Annotated in this window: 19 protein-coding genes; 10 read left to right on the top strand and 9 right to left on the bottom strand. The window is 53.0% G+C overall.

The window, feature by feature from the left end:
• The first annotated feature begins 10 nt into the window (after positions 1-10).
• On the top strand, positions 11-784 hold the full coding sequence (locus tag OGV93_RS10695) for a siderophore-interacting protein (RefSeq protein ID WP_287109555.1): 774 nt from the start codon (positions 11-13) through the stop codon (positions 782-784).
• On the opposite strand, the gene OGV93_RS10700 is transcribed toward OGV93_RS10695, so the two are convergent.
• A complete protein-coding gene (locus tag OGV93_RS10700; protein ID WP_047358672.1) occupies positions 785-1,633 on the bottom strand; it encodes a helix-turn-helix domain-containing protein in 849 nt (282 codons plus the stop codon).
• Between the two features lie 67 nt (positions 1,634-1,700).
• Between OGV93_RS10700 and cfa the strand changes: the two genes are divergently transcribed.
• Positions 1,701-2,855 (top strand): cyclopropane fatty acyl phospholipid synthase, encoded by a 1,155-nt coding sequence (gene cfa / locus OGV93_RS10705; RefSeq protein WP_019077741.1) that lies wholly within the window; start codon positions 1,701-1,703, stop codon positions 2,853-2,855.
• A gap of 65 nt (positions 2,856-2,920) precedes the next feature.
• Here the strand turns inward: cfa and OGV93_RS10710 are convergent, their stop codons facing one another.
• Positions 2,921-4,579 (bottom strand): glycerone kinase, encoded by a 1,659-nt coding sequence (locus OGV93_RS10710; RefSeq protein WP_287109556.1) that lies wholly within the window; start codon positions 4,577-4,579, stop codon positions 2,921-2,923.
• 560 nt (positions 4,580-5,139) lie between these two features.
• Between OGV93_RS10710 and OGV93_RS10715 the strand changes: the two genes are divergently transcribed.
• Entirely contained in the window at positions 5,140-6,237 is a 1,098-nt protein-coding gene (locus tag OGV93_RS10715; RefSeq protein WP_016154586.1) for a glycerol dehydrogenase, read from the top strand.
• Positions 6,238-6,329: 92 nt separating this feature from the next.
• Positions 6,330-8,255, top strand: coding sequence for a dihydroxyacetone kinase operon transcriptional regulator DhaR (gene dhaR, locus OGV93_RS10720; protein WP_016154585.1), 1,926 nt, complete (start codon positions 6,330-6,332; stop codon positions 8,253-8,255).
• Here dhaR and OGV93_RS10725 read toward each other — a convergent pair.
• From OGV93_RS10725 to OGV93_RS10740, 4 genes are read right to left on the bottom strand one after another with little or no spacing between them, the layout of a single operon-like run.
• On the bottom strand, positions 8,233-8,763 hold the full coding sequence (locus tag OGV93_RS10725; RefSeq protein ID WP_101701238.1) for a cob(I)yrinic acid a,c-diamide adenosyltransferase: 531 nt from the start codon (positions 8,761-8,763) through the stop codon (positions 8,233-8,235). The genes dhaR and OGV93_RS10725 overlap by 23 nt on opposite strands.
• Positions 8,764-9,117 carry a glycerol dehydratase reactivase beta/small subunit family protein gene (locus OGV93_RS10730; RefSeq protein WP_016154583.1) on the bottom strand — a complete coding sequence of 118 codons (354 nt, stop codon included), beginning with the start codon at positions 9,115-9,117 and terminating at the stop codon, positions 8,764-8,766. It lies immediately after the preceding gene.
• Between the two features lie 16 nt (positions 9,118-9,133).
• Positions 9,134-10,297, bottom strand: a complete 1,164-nt coding sequence (gene dhaT, locus OGV93_RS10735) for a 1,3-propanediol dehydrogenase (RefSeq protein ID WP_287109557.1) — start codon at positions 10,295-10,297, stop codon at positions 9,134-9,136.
• Positions 10,298-10,319: 22 nt separating this feature from the next.
• Positions 10,320-10,748, bottom strand: coding sequence for a GlcG/HbpS family heme-binding protein (locus OGV93_RS10740; protein WP_019077737.1), 429 nt, complete (start codon positions 10,746-10,748; stop codon positions 10,320-10,322).
• Between the two features lie 391 nt (positions 10,749-11,139).
• Between OGV93_RS10740 and OGV93_RS10745 the strand changes: the two genes are divergently transcribed.
• The 5 genes from OGV93_RS10745 (at position 11,140) to OGV93_RS10765 (ending at position 16,093) form a co-directional block, all read left to right on the top strand.
• A complete protein-coding gene (locus tag OGV93_RS10745; RefSeq protein ID WP_016154580.1) occupies positions 11,140-12,807 on the top strand; it encodes a propanediol/glycerol family dehydratase large subunit in 1,668 nt (555 codons plus the stop codon).
• Positions 12,808-12,818: 11 nt separating this feature from the next.
• A complete protein-coding gene (locus OGV93_RS10750) occupies positions 12,819-13,403 on the top strand; it encodes a propanediol/glycerol family dehydratase medium subunit (protein WP_049040242.1) in 585 nt (194 codons plus the stop codon).
• A gap of 2 nt (positions 13,404-13,405) precedes the next feature.
• Positions 13,406-13,834 carry a diol dehydratase small subunit gene (locus OGV93_RS10755; RefSeq protein WP_047358662.1) on the top strand — a complete coding sequence of 143 codons (429 nt, stop codon included), beginning with the start codon at positions 13,406-13,408 and terminating at the stop codon, positions 13,832-13,834.
• A 10-nt stretch (positions 13,835-13,844) separates the two neighbouring features.
• Positions 13,845-15,656, top strand: a complete 1,812-nt coding sequence (locus OGV93_RS10760; protein ID WP_287109558.1) for a diol dehydratase reactivase subunit alpha — start codon at positions 13,845-13,847, stop codon at positions 15,654-15,656.
• A gap of 113 nt (positions 15,657-15,769) precedes the next feature.
• Positions 15,770-16,093 (top strand): DUF1889 family protein, encoded by a 324-nt coding sequence (locus tag OGV93_RS10765; RefSeq protein ID WP_071524484.1) that lies wholly within the window; start codon positions 15,770-15,772, stop codon positions 16,091-16,093.
• A gap of 483 nt (positions 16,094-16,576) precedes the next feature.
• On the opposite strand, the gene OGV93_RS10770 is transcribed toward OGV93_RS10765, so the two are convergent.
• The 3 genes from OGV93_RS10770 to OGV93_RS10780 are packed head-to-tail and all read right to left on the bottom strand — an operon-like array spanning position 16,577 to position 17,801.
• Positions 16,577-16,843 carry a hypothetical protein gene (locus OGV93_RS10770; RefSeq protein WP_103928653.1) on the bottom strand — a complete coding sequence of 89 codons (267 nt, stop codon included), beginning with the start codon at positions 16,841-16,843 and terminating at the stop codon, positions 16,577-16,579.
• Positions 16,843-17,322, bottom strand: coding sequence for a DUF2778 domain-containing protein (locus OGV93_RS10775; RefSeq protein ID WP_101701233.1), 480 nt, complete (start codon positions 17,320-17,322; stop codon positions 16,843-16,845). Before OGV93_RS10775 ends, OGV93_RS10770 begins: the two co-directional genes overlap by 1 nt.
• On the bottom strand, positions 17,319-17,801 hold the full coding sequence (locus OGV93_RS10780) for an Hcp family type VI secretion system effector (RefSeq protein ID WP_103928652.1): 483 nt from the start codon (positions 17,799-17,801) through the stop codon (positions 17,319-17,321). The genes OGV93_RS10775 and OGV93_RS10780 overlap by 4 nt, the downstream gene beginning before the upstream one ends.
• A gap of 150 nt (positions 17,802-17,951) precedes the next feature.
• On the opposite strand from OGV93_RS10780, the gene OGV93_RS10785 reads away from it, so the two are divergent.
• Positions 17,952-18,182 (top strand): hypothetical protein, encoded by a 231-nt coding sequence (locus OGV93_RS10785; RefSeq protein ID WP_131380144.1) that lies wholly within the window; start codon positions 17,952-17,954, stop codon positions 18,180-18,182.
• The last annotated feature ends 264 nt before the right edge of the window (positions 18,183-18,446 follow it).

Raw genomic sequence — 18,446 nt, forward strand, 5'->3', positions numbered from 1 at the left:
AGGCGAAAAAATGACAAAAAACACCTCACGCTACCCGCAGCGCGTTCGCAATGAACTGCGTTTTCGGGAACTTACTGTCCTGCGCGTCGAACGTATTAGCGCGGGATTTCAGCGCATTGTACTGGGCGGTGACGCTCTGGATGGTTTTAGCTCACACGGCTTTGACGACCATACCAAGGTCTTTTTCCCTGAACCGGGCAGCCACTTTGTGCCGCCGGTTGTCACCGATGAAGGTATTGTCTGGGCTGACGGCATGCGTCCGATATCCCGTGATTACACGCCGTTGTATGACGAAGCACGCCATGAGCTGGCACTGGATTTCTATATTCATGACGGTGGCGTGGCAAGTACTTGGGCGATGAATGCCCGCGAGGGTGACAAGCTGACGGTAGGTGGACCGCGCGGTTCTTTGGTGGTGCCAGAGGACTATGCGTATCAGGTTTACGTGTGTGATGAATCGGGAATGCCTGCGCTGCGCCGACGCCTGGAGTCGCTCAGCCGTTTAGCGGTACGTCCGAACATCACGGCGCTGGTAAGTGTGCAGGATGCCGCGTACCAGGACTATTTTGCTCATCTCGACGGATTTACTATTCAGTGGTTTATCGGCCATGACGAACAGGCGGTGAATGAACACTTATCGCAGCTAAGCGTACCTGCAGATGATTACTACATCTGGATTACCGGCGAAGGTAAGGTGGTCAAAAACCTGAGTGCTCGCTTTGAAAGCGAGGCGTTCGATCAGCAACTTGTTCGCGCAGCGGCTTACTGGCATCAGCGTCGTTAATCAGTAATTAGATGGCGGCACGCCAAACGCCTGGCGGAATGCGTAGCTAAATGCCGCGGTGCTTGAATACCCTACGTCGAGCGCCACGGCGGTCACGCTTTTATTTTTCTTCAGCATTAATACGGATTCCAGAATACGCATTTTTTGCTTCCAGACGCTGAAAGGCAATCCGGTTTCTTTTTTGAAATGGCGTGAAAAGGTACGGGCAGACATACCCAGATGCTGCGCCCAGTATTCAACCGAATGCTCCAGCGCCGGGGATTCTTGTATTGTTCGGCAAACTTTGGTTAATTCGCGATCCTGCGGCCAGGGTAATACAAAAGCGACTTCCGGAAGCTGCAGAATAATGTCGACCAGGACGCTAACCAGCTTGCCCTCTTTTGACTGGCTATCATAATGGCCCGAAATTAAATTCGTGGCGTAATGAATAAACTCTCTGGCGAAATCACTGATAGCCACCACTTTACATTCATTGATGCTCTCTTCAAGAAAGCTCGGTTTAATATCCAGATTCTCTAAATACACATCATCCAATGCCCAAACCGCATGCTCCGTATTATTCGGGATCCAGATGCCATAATGCGCCGGGATTATCCAGCACTTGCCGGCAACATCAATACGCATACTGCCTTTGCGGGCGAAATGAAACTGCATAAAAGAGTGTGAATGCTGTGGAACATGATGATTGGCTTCCAGGACATAAGAGCGAAAGTAAACATCCTGCGGCAGTTCCGTCATGGAGTTATCCGGGAAGGAGTTCCACTGTTTTTGCACGAGAGTTTCCATAAATAGATCGTCAATGCTCCCGATGGTGTGTCCGCTGCTCGATAGATCTTGTCCGCGGATCATAATACATACACTCTTTTTTCCATAATAATCTTGCGTAAGAATTTTTAGCCCACCTTTGGTAAATACCATGAACTCGCTTTGTTCAGATGCTGTCATCGTCAATGAAACAAATGATAACTGGACCCGAATGGGAAAAGAGCTGCTTTCGCAAGCGGATATCAGGATTAATGGCTCCCGTGCCTGGGACATTCAACTTCATCATGCCGGTTTCTTTAAACGGGTACTGCAACAAGGCTCGTTAGGGCTTGGCGAAAGCTATATGGAAGGCTGGTGGGACTGCGAGCGGCTCGATATTCTGTTCTGCAAAATCCTGAAAGCAAAACTTGACCAGCAGATGCCGGGTAACCTGAAAGATATTTTACGTATTGCCAGCGCACGCCTGTTTAATTTGCAGTCGCGGAGCCGCGCGTGGATTGTCGGCAAAGAACATTATGATATTGGTAACGATCTCTTTGCGCTGATGCTTGATCCGCATATGCAATATTCCTGCGCTTACTGGAAAGATGCGACCACATTAGACGATGCGCAAAATGCTAAATTAAAAATGATCTGTGAGAAGCTACAACTTAAACCGGGTATGCGTTTACTCGATATTGGTTGTGGCTGGGGTGGGCTGGCGGAATATGCGGCGCGTCATTATGGCGTGGCGGTAGAAGGCGTCACCATTTCTAAAGAGCAGCAAAAAATGGCGCAGCAGCGCTGTGAAGGACTGGACGTTAAGATTCTGCTGCAGGATTATCGCGACCTCGATAAACACTACGATCGCATTGTCTCCGTGGGGATGTTTGAACACGTCGGGCCAAAAAACTACGACACCTATTTCAGCATCGCCGACCGTTGTTTAAAACCGGACGGACTGTTCCTGCTACACACCATTGGTAGCAATAAAAAAGGGATGAGCGTCGATCCGTGGATCAATAAATACATTTTCCCGAACGGCTGCTTACCGGCGATCTCCCATATTGCCGAAGCCAGCGAATCGCGGTTTGTGATGGAAGACTGGCATAACTTTGGCAGCGATTACGATAAAACGCTGATGGCGTGGCACGAGCGCTTTAATCAAGCATGGCCGGAGCTGTCATCACGTTATTCCGCCACCTTCAGAAGAATGTTTAACTACTATTTATGCGCCTGCGCCGGGGCTTTCCGCGCCAGAGATATTGAACTTTGGCAGGTGCTGTTTAGTCGCGGCGTAGAGGGCGGGATCCGCGTTTATCGTTAACGTTCTGCCTGATAAGCGAAGCGCCATCAGGCAGTAAATACCTGAGAAGCGCTCCTTGTTACATCTTAGCCCAGCTCACTCTCCGCTAGCGCTTTAAACACCATCGCTACGGCGTGCGCGCCGGGGTCCATGTTTCCGAGCAGGCTTTCGCTGCTCAGATACGATGCGCGACCCGCATTGGCTTTGCTCGACAAACAGGTTCGTTCGGCTCCCGCTTGCGCGGCGTCGAATGCGGCCTGCAGATTTTTCGGCTGTGTGAGCAGCGAAGTCAGGGCCGGTTGCAGCGCATCAATCATCGTGCGATCGCCTTCGTCTGCGCCGCCGTAGAACTTCATCTGCGCCAGCCCCGTATTTAGCGCTTCGACAACGTTAGCGCCCTGTTCCAGTTTCTGCCCGGCGGCGGTAAAGAAGATTGACATCAGCACACCGCTGGAACCGCCCATCACCACGGTCAGACGTTCGCCAATCAGCGCGAACAGCGTGGCAAGGTTATCCAGCGGCAGTTGCTGGCGATGCAGCAGGCTGGCAATTTCACGCGCGCCTGCGGCAAAGGTCGAACCGGTATCGCCATCGCCGACTTTGGCGTCCAGCGCATTCAGATGAGTCTCCAGATCGGAAAGGGTTGCGGTGACCAGCTCCACAATCCCGGCCACCAGGGCGTTTGCCGAAGGCTGGAATTCCACGCGGGCGCTACGCTGAGATGACGCTACGCAGCTGATTTCACGCGGTGGGACCGGCGTCGGCCAGTTGCTGGTTTCCACTTCGGTGAGCAGTGCTTTTTCGATGCTCTCTTCCAGCACGATGGCCGTCAGTGAGAAGCCTTTCATATCCAGCGCAGTGACCAGCGAGGCCGGGCCAATTAGCCAGTCGATACGCGAGTGCAGCGGGCTGCTGGCGAGTTCGCGGGTGATGATGGCCATTTCGGCCACGGAAACGCCGCCAAGATTATTAATCATCACCGCCAGACGACCGGTTTCAGGCAGGGCGGCCAGCAGTTTATCCACCATCAGGTTCACCACTTGCGCACTGTTTTGGGTGTCGATAACCGATGCGCCTGGTTCGCCGTGAATGCCCATACCCAGCTCCGCATGACCCTGATGCTGACGAGGGGGGGCGTCGGTTTCTTGCGGCAGATGACAGCTGGAAAGGGCTACGCCCAGGCTAAAGGTGTTGCTGGCTGCGTACTGCGCTTCACGCAGGACGGTGGCGAGGTTATAGCCGCGTTCGGCAAAATAGCCTGCGACTTTATGCACCAGGATAGTTCCCGCAATGCCACGTGGGTGTTTGTTATCCGGCAGGGAGATGTCGTCGCCGACAATCAGCATTTCAACGTTATAGCCAAGGCGACGCGCCTTCTCGGCGGCGAGACCGAAATTAAGACGGTCACCGGTGTAGTTTTTCACAATCAACAAACAGCCAGCCTCACCGGTCACCGCCTGAATCGCGGTCAGTACAGCATCCACGCTTGGGGAGGCGAAAACGTCGCCGCAGACCGCAGCGGTTAGCATGCCTTTACCGATAAACCCAACGTGCGCGGGTTCGTGTCCCGAACCGCCGCCGGAAATGACCGCTACGTTATTTTTATTAAGGTCACGACGGACCACGATGCGAATGGCCGGATCGCTTTCCAGACGCGCCAGGTTATTCCATGGGCTGGCGATAATCGCCCCGTCGATGACGTCGCTCACGAGATGGGTGCGTTGGTTAAAAAAGAATTGAGACATAACGGCTCCTCGAGGTTGAGTGAAAGACAAACCCCCGAATGTAGGATCATGGTGCGGAGGCAATGAAGATATTCTGGCGAAGTCAGCGTGGAAAAAAACAACGCTAAAATGAGTTTCATTACGGAACGCTGACGCTGTTTTTTGTTCCGAAATGAAACTTAAAAGGCGGGGAATGATCATAATGCGAGCTCGCTCGACTTTTTTATCCTGCGATCAGCGCCGCTCATACGGCGCAGCCAGCCTTTTTTTGCCGGTTTTAATACAACTGCATGAGTAAAAGAGGAACTGAGCTTCGTGTTTGCTGGAGATTTGGGGGTAAATGAACGGATCGGGATCGCAAACCTTATCATTTTTGTGGATAAGCGTTCCAGAATGGAACGTGCGTCGTATTTATCTGTTTCATATCAGAACAAAATGACGAAAGATTTTTTTGTTCACGCCTCGCCATACAGTTATTGCATCGCTCCGGTACCTCCTGTTTTTGCCGACAGCAACAGGCCAAACAGGTTAACGCCAGGGCTCACCATGTAAAAACATGTACTTATTTGAGGATGAAAGGAATGCTAAAAGTTATTCAATCTCCAGCCAAATATCTCCAGGGCCCTGACGCTTCCACCTTATTTGGTCAATACGCTAAAAATCTGGCGGACAGCTTTTTCGTGATTGCGGATGACTTCGTGATGAAGCTGGCGGGAGAGAAGGTACTCAATGGCCTGCACAGCCACGACATTAGCTGCCACGCGGAACGCTTCAACGGTGAATGCAGCCATATTGAAATTAATCGCCTGATTGCCATTTTGAAACAGCACGGTTGCCGCGGCGTGGTTGGGATTGGCGGCGGGAAAACGTTGGATACCGCCAAAGCGATTGGTTACTACCAGAAGCTACCGGTGGTGGTGATCCCGACTATCGCCTCTACCGATGCGCCAACCAGCGCGCTGTCCGTTATCTATACCGAAGCCGGTGAGTTTGAAGAGTATCTGATCTACCCGAAAAACCCGGATATGGTGGTGATGGACACCGCAATCATTGCCAAAGCGCCGGTACGCCTGCTGGTGGCCGGGATGGGCGATGCGCTCTCAACCTGGTTTGAAGCGAAAGCCTGTTATGACGCCAGAGCGACCAGCATGGCGGGCGGACAGTCCACCGTAGCGGCGCTGAGCTTGGCGCGCCTGTGCTATGATACCCTGCTGGCGGAAGGCGAAAAGGCACGCTTTGCCGCGCAGGCTGGCGTGGTGACTGATGCGCTGGAGCGTATTGTCGAAGCGAACACTTACCTCAGCGGCATCGGCTTTGAAAGCAGCGGTCTTGCAGGGGCGCATGCTATCCACAACGGTTTTACGATTCTGGAAGAGTGTCACCATTTGTACCACGGTGAAAAAGTCGCCTTTGGTACGCTGGCGCAGCTGGTGCTGCAAAACAGCCCGATGGAAGAGATCGAAACCGTGCTGAATTTCTGTCAGAAAGTAGGCCTGCCGGTAACGTTAGCGGAAATGGGCGTGAAAGACGACATTGACGGCAAGATCATGGCCGTGGCCAAAGCGACCTGCGCGGAAGGTGAAACCATCCACAATATGCCGTTCCCGGTGACGCCTGAGAGCGTACATGCCGCGATACTGACGGCAGACCTGCTGGGACAGCAGTGGCTGGCGCGTTAATCAGTCGTCGGTAAGTTTTTATCCGGCATCTTCTCCCCCCTCTGACAGTCTCTGCCGGAGGGGTTGTCTATGGTAAAACAGCGGAAAGGGATATGACGACGCACACTCAGGACATTGGGAAGGAAGTCTCTTCGGTCATTGCCCAGTCATGGCATCGTTGCAGCAAGTTTATGCAGCGGGAAACCTGGCAGGCGCCGCATCAGGCGCAGGGCCTGACCTTTGAGTCGATCTGTCGTCGCAAAACGGCGCTGCTGACGATTGCTCAGGCCGCGCTGGAAGATGCCTGGGAGTTTATGGACGGCCGTCCGTGCGCGCTGTTAATTCTGGATGAATCGGCCTGTATTCTCAGCCGTTGCGGCGATCCGCAGACGGTGGAGCAACTGGCGGAGCTCGGTTTTCGCGACGGCAGTTACTGTGCGGAAAGCATTATTGGCAGCTGCGCGTTGTCGCTGGCGACGATGCCGGGGCAACCGACAAAAACCTCTGGCGATCAGCACTTTAAACAGGCGTTGCATCCGTGGTCGTTCTGCTCTACGCCAGTATTCGATAACCATGGTCGACTGTTTGGCTCCATCTCGCTGTGCTGTCTGGTAGAGCATGAGTGCGTTTCTGATTTATCCCTGACGCTGGCGATTGCCAGAGAAGTCGGCAACTCATTGCTGACTGACAGCCTGCTGGCTGAATCCAACCGCCATCTGAACCAGATGTACGGGCTGCTGGAGAGTATGGATGATGGCGTGATGGCCTGGAACGAACAGGGTGTATTGCAGTTCCTCAATGCGCGCGCGGCGCTGCTTTTGCATCTCGACGCGCAGGCCAGCCAGGGGAAGAATATTAACGACCTGCTCAATCTCCCCATGCTGCTGCGTCGGGCGATCAAACATGCCCGCGGCCTGAATCATGTCGAAGTCACCTTTGAAAGCCAGCACCAGTTTGTTGATGCCGTCATCACCCTGAAACCGATTGTTGAAGAGCAGGGCAACAGCTTTATCCTGCTGCTGCATCCGGTGGAGCAAATGCGTCAGTTGATGACCAGCCAGCTCGGCAAGGTGAGCCACACCTTTGAGCAGATGTCGACAGACGATCCAGAAACCCGACGTTTGATCCACTTTGGTCGTCAGGCGGCGAGGGGAAGTTTCCCGATCCTGCTGTGCGGGGAAGAGGGCGTCGGTAAAGAGCTACTGAGTCAGGCCATTCACAATGAAAGCGAACGCGCCAGCGGGCCGTATATCGCCGTGAACTGCCAGCTGTATGCCAACAGCGTACTGGGGCAGGATTTTATGGGCAGTGCGCCCACCGATGATGAAAACGGTCGGCTGAGCCGTCTTGAACTGGCGAACGGCGGCACGCTGTTTCTGGAAAAAATTGAATATCTGGCGCCGGAGTTACAATCCGCGTTGCTGCAGGTGATTAAGCAGGGCGTTTTAACCCGCCTGGATGCCCGGCGGTTGATTCCGGTGGATGTCAAAGTGATCGCTACCACCACGGTTGATCTCGCGAATCTGGTGGAGCAAAACCGCTTTAGCCGTCAGTTGTATTACGCGCTGCACTCTTTTGAGATCGTAATCCCGCCGCTGCGGGCGCGGCGTAACAGTATTCCATCGCTGATTTATACGCGGTTGAATAGCCTGAAAAAACGCTTTTCATCCAGCCTGAAGATCGACGACGACGCATTGGCACAACTGGTGGCCTATTCGTGGCCGGGTAATGATTTTGAGCTGAACAGCATTATTGAAAACATCGCTATCAGCAGTGATAACGGCCATATTCGGCTGAGCAATCTGCCGGATTATCTGTTTGCCGAACGCCCTGGTCTGGAGACGGCATCTTCACTGCTGCCCGCCAGCCTGACCTTTACCGCCATCGAGAAAGAGGCGATTATCCATGCCGCCCGCGTGACCAGTGGGCGTGTTCAGGAGATGTCGCAACTGCTGAATATTGGTCGCACCACCTTGTGGCGTAAGATGAAGCAGTACGACATTGATGCCAGCCAGTTTAAGCGTAAACATCTGGAGTAGTTTCTTCGATTCTGGCCATCGAGAACAGCGCATCCGACAGCCGGTTGATATAACGCCTGGCCTCATCGCGTAACGTCAGCGTTCTGCCCATCGCAATGAGGATCCGCTCCAGCCGACGCGTCAGGGTTCGCGCAACGTGCAGCTGTGCCGATGCCAGATTTTTCCCCGGAATAACAAACTCTTTGAGCGGGCCGCTTTGCGCCATATTGCGGTCAATAAGCTGCTCCAGCGCCTGAATATCCTCTTCGCCAATACGCTGTTTTAAGCGTGTGAGTCCTTTCTGATCGCTGGCGAGTTCCGCCCCCAGTACGAACAGCATCTTCTGCATAGCGTGCAGTTCCTGGCGTAGCTCGGCCTGGCGCGTGCTGGCATAGCAGACGCCAAGCTGGGAAATCAGTTCATCCACCGTGCCGTAGGCCTCAACGCGGATGTCGTCTTTATCGATACGGCTGCCGCCAAACAGCGCGGTCGTGCCGTTATCACCGGTTCGGGTATAGATGCGGTACATTTATTTTATCTCGCTGAAGGGAAGAACTTTAACCAGTTGACCGGCATTGGCGCCGAGCGTGCGGATCTGTGCTGTCCCGGCGCGGGTATGCCCGCAGACCAGCGCCCGATCCTCGGGCAACTGGGCATGGGTTAAGGCAATATCACCGGTGGCGTTGAGACCGAGACCCACGCGCAGCGCCGAACTTTTGGCCGCCAGTTTGCCGAGCGCCAGCGCGCAGTCATGATCGTCGCAACAGATTGCCCGGCAGGGAACGCCTTGCTCTTCCAGCCCCCAACACAGCTCATCAAGCACGCGAGTACCCTGCCAGCGTGAGTGATAAAACAGATGTACGCCCGGTGATGAAAGTGACATTGCGCCCCCTGCGTTATCAGAATGCCTGACGGAAGATCTCGGCAATTTCTTTCTCGTTCCCTTTGCGTGGGTTGGAGAAGGCGTTGCCGTCCTTCAGCGCCATTTCCGCCATATACGGGAAATCGGCTTCTTTGACGCCCAGATCGCGCAGATGCTGCGGAATACCGATGTCGGCGGAGAGGCGGGCAATAGCATGAATGGCCAGCTCGGCGGCATCCATGGTGGAGAGTCCGTCCGTGTTCTCGCCCATAAACTCTGCGATGTCGGCAAATTTTTCCGGGTTAGCGATCAGGTTATAGCGTGCCACGTGCGGCAGCAGTACGGCATTCGCCACGCCGTGCGGCATGTCGTAAAGACCGCCAAGCTGATGCGCCATCGCGTGAACGTAGCCGAGGTTGGCGTTGTTGAAGGCCATACCCGCCAGCAGGGAGGCGTAGGCCATGTTCTCGCGAGCTTTCAGGTTGCTGCCCAGCGCCACGGCCTGGCGCAAGTTACGGGCGATCAGGCGGATCGCCTGGATAGCGGCAGCGTCGGTGACCGGGTTGGCATCTTTGGAAATGTAGGCTTCCACGGCGTGGGTCAGGGCGTCCATCCCGGTAGCCGCAGTCAGTGGGGCTGGCTTGCCGAGCATTAGCAGCGGATCGTTAATGGAGACCGACGGCAGGTTGCGCCAGCTGACAATCACAAACTTCACTTTGGTTTTGGTATTGGTCAGCACGCAGTGGCGGGTGACTTCGCTGGCGGTACCGGCGGTGGTATTCACCGCAACGATCGGCGGCAGCGGGTTGGTCAGGGTTTCAATCCCGGCATAGCTGTAGAGATCCTCTTCGTGAGTCGCGGCGATACCGATGCCTTTACCGCAGTCATGCGGGCTACCGCCGCCAACGGTAACGATGATGTCGCAATGCTCTTTCCGAAAGACCTCCAGGCCGTCGCGCACGTTGGTGTCTTTGGGGTTTGGCTCAACGCCGTCAAAAACCACGACGTCAATACCGGCTTCACGCAGATGTGTGAGGGTTTTATCTACCGCGCCGTCTTTAATCGCCCGCAGACCTTTATCAGTGACCAGCAGCGCTTTTTTACCGCCCAACAGTTTGCAGCGTTCGCCGACCACGGAAATAGCATTGGGGCCAAAGAAGTTCACATTTGGCACCAGGTAATCAAACATACGATAGCTCATAATATACCTTCTTAGATTTAAATTATAATTCAGAGAAACAATTCAATGCGGTTTCTGCTAATAATCTGTCTTGTTCGACGGTACCGCCACTTACACCAACGGCACCGATTACTTTGCCGTTTAATATGACAGGTAAACCGCCGCCAAAAATAACAATTCGTTGTTGATTGGTGAGCTGCAAGCCATATAGAGAGGCACCTGGTTGTACCGCATCAGTAATTTCATGGGTACCCTGTCGCAGGCAGCAGGCGGTATAAGCTTTATTAAGAGAGATATCACAGCTGGTGACAAACGCGTCGTCCATACGTTGCATTAGCAGCGTGTTCCCGCCGTGATCCACCACGGAAAACACCACCGGAACGTTGATTTCAAGCGCTTTAGCCTCGACGGCCTGCGCCATTTTCTTTGCAGCCGCCAGCGTAATGGTGGCGATTTGTTGGCTCTTATTCACAGTCTCTCCTGAAAAGGTTGTAGGGCTGAGGTCACGAAAATATCGCGCAACAGCTATTTTTATCATTGGCTTTATCTTATTTTCTCGCCCCGCGTTATTAAGTCAATAGGGTGGGGATTTCAAAAATATTACGTTCAGTTTCCTGTTGTGGCGTTTGTTGATAATGATCATTTAACCTCGTCACAATTCGCGGTGAATATTCCTGAGCCGCGTTTCAATATGAAACGATGGTTTTTTATTACGTACCAAATTGGAACGAAATTAATTTTATTTTTTTATTGTCCTGCTCATTTAGAGTTCGGCTATTGCTGATGAAAGGCGAATGCCGGGTGTTGTGTCCCCGGCAATACGGCCCGGCGTCCCTATTTTTTATCTTTTGAGTCCATAAACTATGAGAAGATCAAAACGATTCGAAGTGCTTGCCCAGCGGCCTGTAAATCAGGATGGGCTAATTGGCGAATGGCCTGAAGAGGGGCTGATCGCAATGGAAAGCCCTTACGATCCGGCTTCGTCGGTGAAGGTGGAAAATGGTCGTATTGTTGAGCTGGACGGCAAGAGCCGCGCCGAGTTCGACATGATTGACCGGTTCATTGCCGATTACGCGATTAACGTGCCCGAGGCCGAGCGCGCCATGCAGCTCGACGCGCTGGAGATCGCCAGAATGCTGGTGGATATCCACGTCAGTCGGGAAGAGATCATTGCCATTACGACTGCCATCACCCCGGCGAAAGCGGTGGAGGTGATGGCGCAAATGAACGTGGTGGAGATGATGATGGCGCTGCAAAAAATGCGCGCCAGACGCACCCCCTCCAATCAGTGCCACGTGACCAACCTGAAAGATAACCCGGTACAGATTGCTGCCGACGCTGCTGAAGCGGGGATCCGTGGCTTTTCCGAACAGGAAACAACGGTCGGGATCGCCCGCTATGCGCCGTTTAACGCCCTGGCGCTGCTGGTGGGGTCCCAATGCGGTCGCCCCGGCGTGCTGACGCAATGCTCCGTTGAAGAGGCCACGGAGCTGGAACTGGGAATGCGCGGGTTAACCAGCTACGCCGAAACGGTGTCGGTATATGGCACGGAGTCGGTGTTTACCGATGGCGATGATACGCCGTGGTCAAAAGCGTTTCTTGCCTCGGCGTATGCTTCTCGTGGTCTGAAGATGCGCTACACCTCCGGCACCGGTTCGGAAGCGCTGATGGGCTATTCCGAAAGTAAATCGATGCTTTATCTGGAGTCGCGTTGCATTTTTATCACCAAAGGCGCGGGCGTACAGGGGTTACAAAACGGTGCGGTCAGCTGTATCGGCATGACCGGCGCTGTGCCGTCGGGGATTCGCGCGGTGCTGGCGGAAAACCTGATTGCCTCGATGCTCGACCTTGAAGTGGCCTCCGCCAATGACCAGACCTTTTCCCACTCCGATATTCGTCGTACTGCCCGCACCCTGATGCAGATGCTGCCGGGCACCGACTTTATCTTCTCCGGCTATAGCGCGGTACCGAACTACGACAACATGTTTGCCGGGTCGAACTTCGACGCTGAAGACTTCGATGATTACAACATTCTGCAACGCGATCTGATGGTTGATGGGGGCCTGCGTCCGGTCACGGAAGAGGAGACAATCGCCATCCGCAATAAGGCCGCGCGCGCCATTCAGGCGGTGTTCCGCGAACTGGGCCTGCCGCTGATTAGCGATGAAGAGGTGGAGGCCGCCACTTACGCTCACGGCAGCAAAGATATGCCCGCGCGCAATGTGGTGGAAGATTTGGCTGCCGTGGAAGAGATGATGAAACGCAATATCACCGGGCTGGATATCGTCGGCGCGTTGAGTTCCAGCGGCTTCGAAGACATCGCCAGCAATATCCTCAACATGCTGAGGCAGCGTGTTACTGGTGATTACCTGCAAACGTCGGCCATTCTGGATCGTCAGTTCGACGTCGTCAGCGCCGTTAATGACATCAACGACTATCAGGGACCCGGCACCGGCTATCGCATCTCTGCCGAACGTTGGGCGGAAATTAAAAATATTGCGGGCGTGGTTCAGCCCGGCTCGATCGAATAAGGCGGTACACAGTGGAATGCACAACTGAACGTAAGCCGGTTTTCACCTTGCAGGTGAGCGAAGGCGAGGCGGCTAAAGCGGACGAACGCGTGGATGAAGTCGTGATAGGCGTCGGCCCGGCCTTTGATAAGTATCAGCACAAAACATTGATTGATATGCCGCACAAAGCGATTTTGAAAGAACTGGTTGCCGGCATTGAAGAAGAGGGCCTGCATGCTCGGGTGGTGAGGATTCTGCGCACCTCGGATGTTTCATTTATGGCATGGGATGCGGCAAATCTCAGCGGTTCTGGCGTCGGGATTGGTATCCAGTCGAAAGGAACCACGGTGATTCATCAGCGCGATCTGCTGCCTCTGAGCAACCTTGAGCTGTTCTCTCAGGCTCCGCTGCTGACGCTGGAAACCTATCGCCAGATTGGTAAAAACGCCGCGCGCTATGCACGTAAAGAGTCGCCTTCGCCAGTGCCAGTGGTTAATGACCAGATGGTACGCCCCAAATTTATGGCCAAGGCCGCGCTGTTTCATATCAAAGAAACCAAACACGTGGTGCAGGATGCTGCGCCTGTCACGCTGCATATTGCACTCGTAAGGGAATGACCATGAACGACAACATCATGACCGCGCAGGATTATCCATTAGCGACCCGCTGCCCGGAGAAAATCCAGACTCCTACCGGCAAACCGCTAACCGAGATTACCCTTGAGAATGTGCTGGCGGGCCGCGTAGGTCCGCAGGATGTGCGTATTTCTCAGCAAACGCTGGAGTACCAGGCGCAGATTGCCGAACAGATGCAGCGTCACGCCGTGGCGCGTAATTTCCGTCGTGCGGCGGAGCTTATAGCAATCCCGGATGCCCGTATTCTTGAAATTTACAACGCGCTGCGGCCGTTTCGTTCTTCGTTCGCCGAGCTTCAGGCCATTGCCGATGAACTGGAACATACCTGGCATGCCACGGTGAACGCCGGGTTTGTCCGCGAGTCGGCAGAGGTGTATCTGCAGAGAAACAAGCTGCGTAAAGGCAGCCAGTGACGGAGGTTGTATGCCGTTAATTGCAGGGATTGATATCGGCAACGCCACCACCGAAGTGGCGTTGGCGCAGCATGGCCGGTTTATCTCCAGCGGGATTGTCGCTACGACCGGTATGAAAGGCACACGGGACAATATTGCCGGGGTGGTGGCCTCCCTGCAGCAGGCGCTGAATAACACCCCGTGGTCGCTTCAGGATGTGGCGAAAATCTGCATCAACGAGGCGGCACCGGTGATTGGCGATGTGGCGATGGAAACCATCACTGAAACCATCATTACCGAATCAACAATGATTGGGCATAACCCGCAAACGCCCGGCGGCGTTGGCGTGGGAATGGGAACCACCATCGCCGTGGAGAAGCTGGCGGCGTTGAGTGAAGAGCGGTTTACCCAGGGCTGGATCCCGCTGGTCGGTGAGGAGAGGGATTTCCTCGAGGCGGTTTGGTATATCAATGAGGCGCTGGATCGCGGGGTCAACGTGGTGGCGGCGATCCTGAAAAAAGATGATGGCGTGCTGGTGAACAATCGCCTGCGTCGAACAATGCCGGTGGTAGATGAAGTCACCCTGCTGGAGAAGGTGCCGGAAGGTGTGCTGGCGGCGGTGGAAGTGGCGGCCCCAGGACAGGTGGTGCGTGTGCTGTCGAATCCTTACGGCATCGCGACCTTCTTTACCCTGACGCCCGAGGAAACGCAAACCATCGTCCCCATCGCCAGGGCGCTAATTGGCAACCGTTCCGCCGTGGTGCTGAAAACCCCGCAGGGTGATGTGCGCTCAAGGGTGATCCCGGCGGGTAAGATCTTTATCCGCGGCGAAAAGCGTGGCGGTGAAGCCGACGTAGCGCAAGGCGCACAGGCCATTATGCAGGCGATGAGCACCTGTGCGCCCGTGTGCGATATTCGTGGTGAAGCAGGTACGCATGCAGGCGGCATGCTGGAGCGAGTGCGTAAGGTGATGGCCTCGCTGACCGGTCACGACATGAACGCGGTGTATATTCAGGATCTGTTGGCGGTGGATACGTTTATTCCACGCAAGGTGCAGGGCGGTATTGCCGGGGAGTGTTCAATGGAGAACGCCGTTGGCATTGCGGCGATGGTGAAATCCGATCGCTTACAGATGCAGGCCATCGCCAGTGAGCTGAGCGCCCGGTTAAACATCCCGGTTGAAGTCGGCGGCGTGGAGGCCAACATGGCTGTCGCCGGTGCGTTAACAACGCCCGGATGTGCTGCACCGCTGGCGATCCTCGATTTAGGCGCAGGCTCTACCGATGCCGCCATTATCAATAGCGATGGCGTTGTGAAAGCGGTCCATCTGGCTGGCGCGGGGAATATGGTCAGCCTGTTAATTCAAACCGAGCTGGGCTTAAGCGATCCGTTTCTGGCGGAGGAAATTAAAAAATACCCGCTGGCAAAAGTGGAGAGCCTGTTCAGCATTCGCCACGAAAACGGCGCGGTGGAGTTTTTTCGCGAACAGCTCAGTCCGTCAGTGTTTGCCAAAGTCGTTTATCTGAAAAACGGCGAGCTGATCCCAGTAGATAACCAGACCTCGCTGGAAAAAATTCGGTTGGTGCGCCGACAGGCCAAAGAGAAGGTTTTTGTGACCAACTGCCTGCGCGCTTTACGCCAGGTGTCACCCGGCGGCTCTATTCGCGATATGACTTTTGTGGTGCTGGTGGGCGGCTCCTCGCTGGATTTCGAAATCCCGCAGATGATCACCGACGCGCTGGCGCATTACGGCGTGGTTGCCGGGCAGGGCAACATCCGTGGTACCGAAGGGCCGCGTAATGCGGTAGCGACCGGGCTGGTTTTGGCCGGAATAGCGAATTAATCGTGCAGAAAACAGCCGCCGCAAGCGTTTAGCTGCGGGGTAAATCAAATAAAGGTGATGTTCTCTTTGATATCCCGGCGGAGTTGGGTACATAGTATAAATGTGTCTCTCACGTGGTTAATTTTAAGGATAAGAGCATGCCAACAGCAATTGAGAAAGCATTGGATTTTATTGGTGGTATGAACACTTCGGCGTCAGTACCCCATTCAATGGATGAAAGTACCGCTAAGGGAATCTTAAAGTATTTGCATGACTTAGGTGTGCCAGCAAGTCCAGAAGCTGTGATGGCACGGGGTGAGCAGGAGGGATGGAATCCCGAGTTCACGAAAAAAGTGGCCGGATGGGCAGAAAAAGTGGCCTCCGGTAACCGCATCCTTATCAAGAACCCAGAGTATTTTTCAACTTATATGCAGGAGCAGCTCAAAGAGCTAGTTTGAGCTGACTATCGAATCAAACTCTAACGGACGTTTCCATCTCTGGATGGCAACGTCCAGAGGGGGTTGCCTTTCGCATGTTCTCGCCTTATCACGTGAAACACTTTCCGTCCCTGCCTGACTTGTTTTTCTTGTTACTCATTTCACATTTCGGTGCAAACAGGTAGAGCGCTATCAGCCTGGTTCAGTTGATTTGGTCTTAGCGAACAAGCTGGACATTATCGACGTGGCTGAAGTGGATGTTAACCACTTAATTTCATGATAAATATAATAAAAATCCAAAAGGTGAACAGGTGGACACTTTTTTATATAAAGTAATTTTTGTGATTTTTTGAGTATGGATTGTGGGGCGTTAAAAGTTACAGGTAATAAAAACGCGCCTAATAACTTCGGCGCGTTTGTGGTGTATTTCCGCTGTGGCCACCTGTCAGGTGGTCATGTTCGAATTACAAGGTAATACGTTGGCAGAGCCTGGACACGTAAACGTCATGTGTTTTCACCCTGTGATTTTTTCCACTTCCTCTGTCTGGCAGCAGCAATAAACCAGATCGCAAACGTAGTGATGGCTATAGCCAGAAAATACAGAATCAGTGAAAACCCGTCATTCCAGTGCGCTTCCTGTATGAATCCATAGTTTTCCTCATACCACGCCATAAACGCTTCATCAGGGATGAAGTAACAAAGCAGGGTGTAAACCACTGTCAGGGCGAGCAGTTCAGAAAGCCATAAAAAAGCATGTGTGGCCGGTTTCATCAGTACACCTGTATTGTGCCGAACGCTTTTAATTGAGCCGTAACCATAACTGATGGTGTGCTTAATAAAGCCTCAAGTAAGATTGCGTAATCTGCATGGCTGGGTAGCGTAATGCAGCCATCACTAATGCCCGATTTACCCGCGGGATGTAAACGGAAGTTACCCCGCTCAACACCGTCTATGAATGAGATATCATCAGTTTGGCTATCCTGGCGATAAAGCGCAAACCATAGATCGCGATCTGAGCCGCTCTCTAAGCCGTGCACCATATCCCGCCAGCGGGAGTGAAGCCCGCCTCTTTGGCGCGTCACGATGTAGTAAAGACCGGGCGGCAATGGCCCTTTTTTTACTACTGTAATCGAAGCAGGGTTATTCCTGTGTGGCCCTGCATTTCCTGAGTACGCCGGGAAAAAACCCACGCCCGGGCAACTTAATGTTGATAGCTGTCCGCCATTAAGATGGAAGGTGCACCGGATCATCTTTCATTCCACGCATCAGAAAACTGAATGTTGCCATCACAGTATTTCCAGGTAATCCGCTCATACCGCATGGCTACGTTTTCAAGATGATTATGTTTTTCGGTCGCCGGGTTTTTGATATCGAGCATATGCGGCGCGGAGCTGACGATCTTCACGTTCTCAAGCAACATGTTGAAGTATTCAACTTCTTGCCCGGCGTCGTTAATTCTGTACCATTTAAATTCTGCGCTTTTAAGTGTCTGCCCGGTGGCAATAGCCTTGTAAAGATACGGGCTGGAAGAGTCGAACTCTTTTTGAAAGTTAAGGGGGGCATGTTGCCTGGTGCCGGTGAGTTTTCCGGTTCTGCTGTCTGTCGGAATATGCAGACCATGACCAAAAGATAGAATCTCTATGCTTCCCTCTCTATCCTGGACATCAACTGAACCTTTGATATCCGCGCCGCCGTCGTCTTTTAAAAATAAATATGCAGGAATAGCCATTACATAAACGCCTTTTAGTTAATGAGGTGACTAAATCCTATAACCTAAGCCGCTAGTATGTCCAAAATAATGTTATTGTAAGCTGGTAAATAACATATATGTGAATGTGTTATTTGGATTTATATAAAAAATAAATGAAAGGAAAGTATAATGGAGAATATTGAAATCGAGAAACATAAAAAAATTCATAAATGCGATAATTTGGAATTAAAAACACTGGAAGAATATAAGTGGTCTTTAAATTCTGAAGCATTTTTCTTTGTCGATCATCATGGATTTTTATGTGGTTCACTTTCTGGTGAGATGCTGGCCGCCAATCGGGAACAGCTCAATGTAATGATAAAATATTTGAATGGATTGCGCACCGAGATAAACCGATGAAATCATTCAGGGTAATGTAAATTATTTGTTCGATATTGTTTGTTATCTATCGGATATTGATTATCTACATTTTCGGTTATTTTAATAATTATTAACCTGTTTTATTAATTAACGTGGCACTCAGACGTGAGCCGCCACTGATCGCCCGGTTTCCTTTTCCGCTCCTGCGGTTTTCCTTCTCCCGGCGGCGGGTAATCTTCAATTTTTCGGAAGTGGCCCAACGACGCAGACGTGTGTTTGTTGTCGCAAGTGCTCGAGATGATT

Origin of the sequence: Citrobacter sp. Cb031 (assembly GCF_030336725.1) — a bacterium.
GTDB classification, from domain to species: Bacteria; Pseudomonadota; Gammaproteobacteria; order Enterobacterales; family Enterobacteriaceae; genus Citrobacter; species Citrobacter braakii.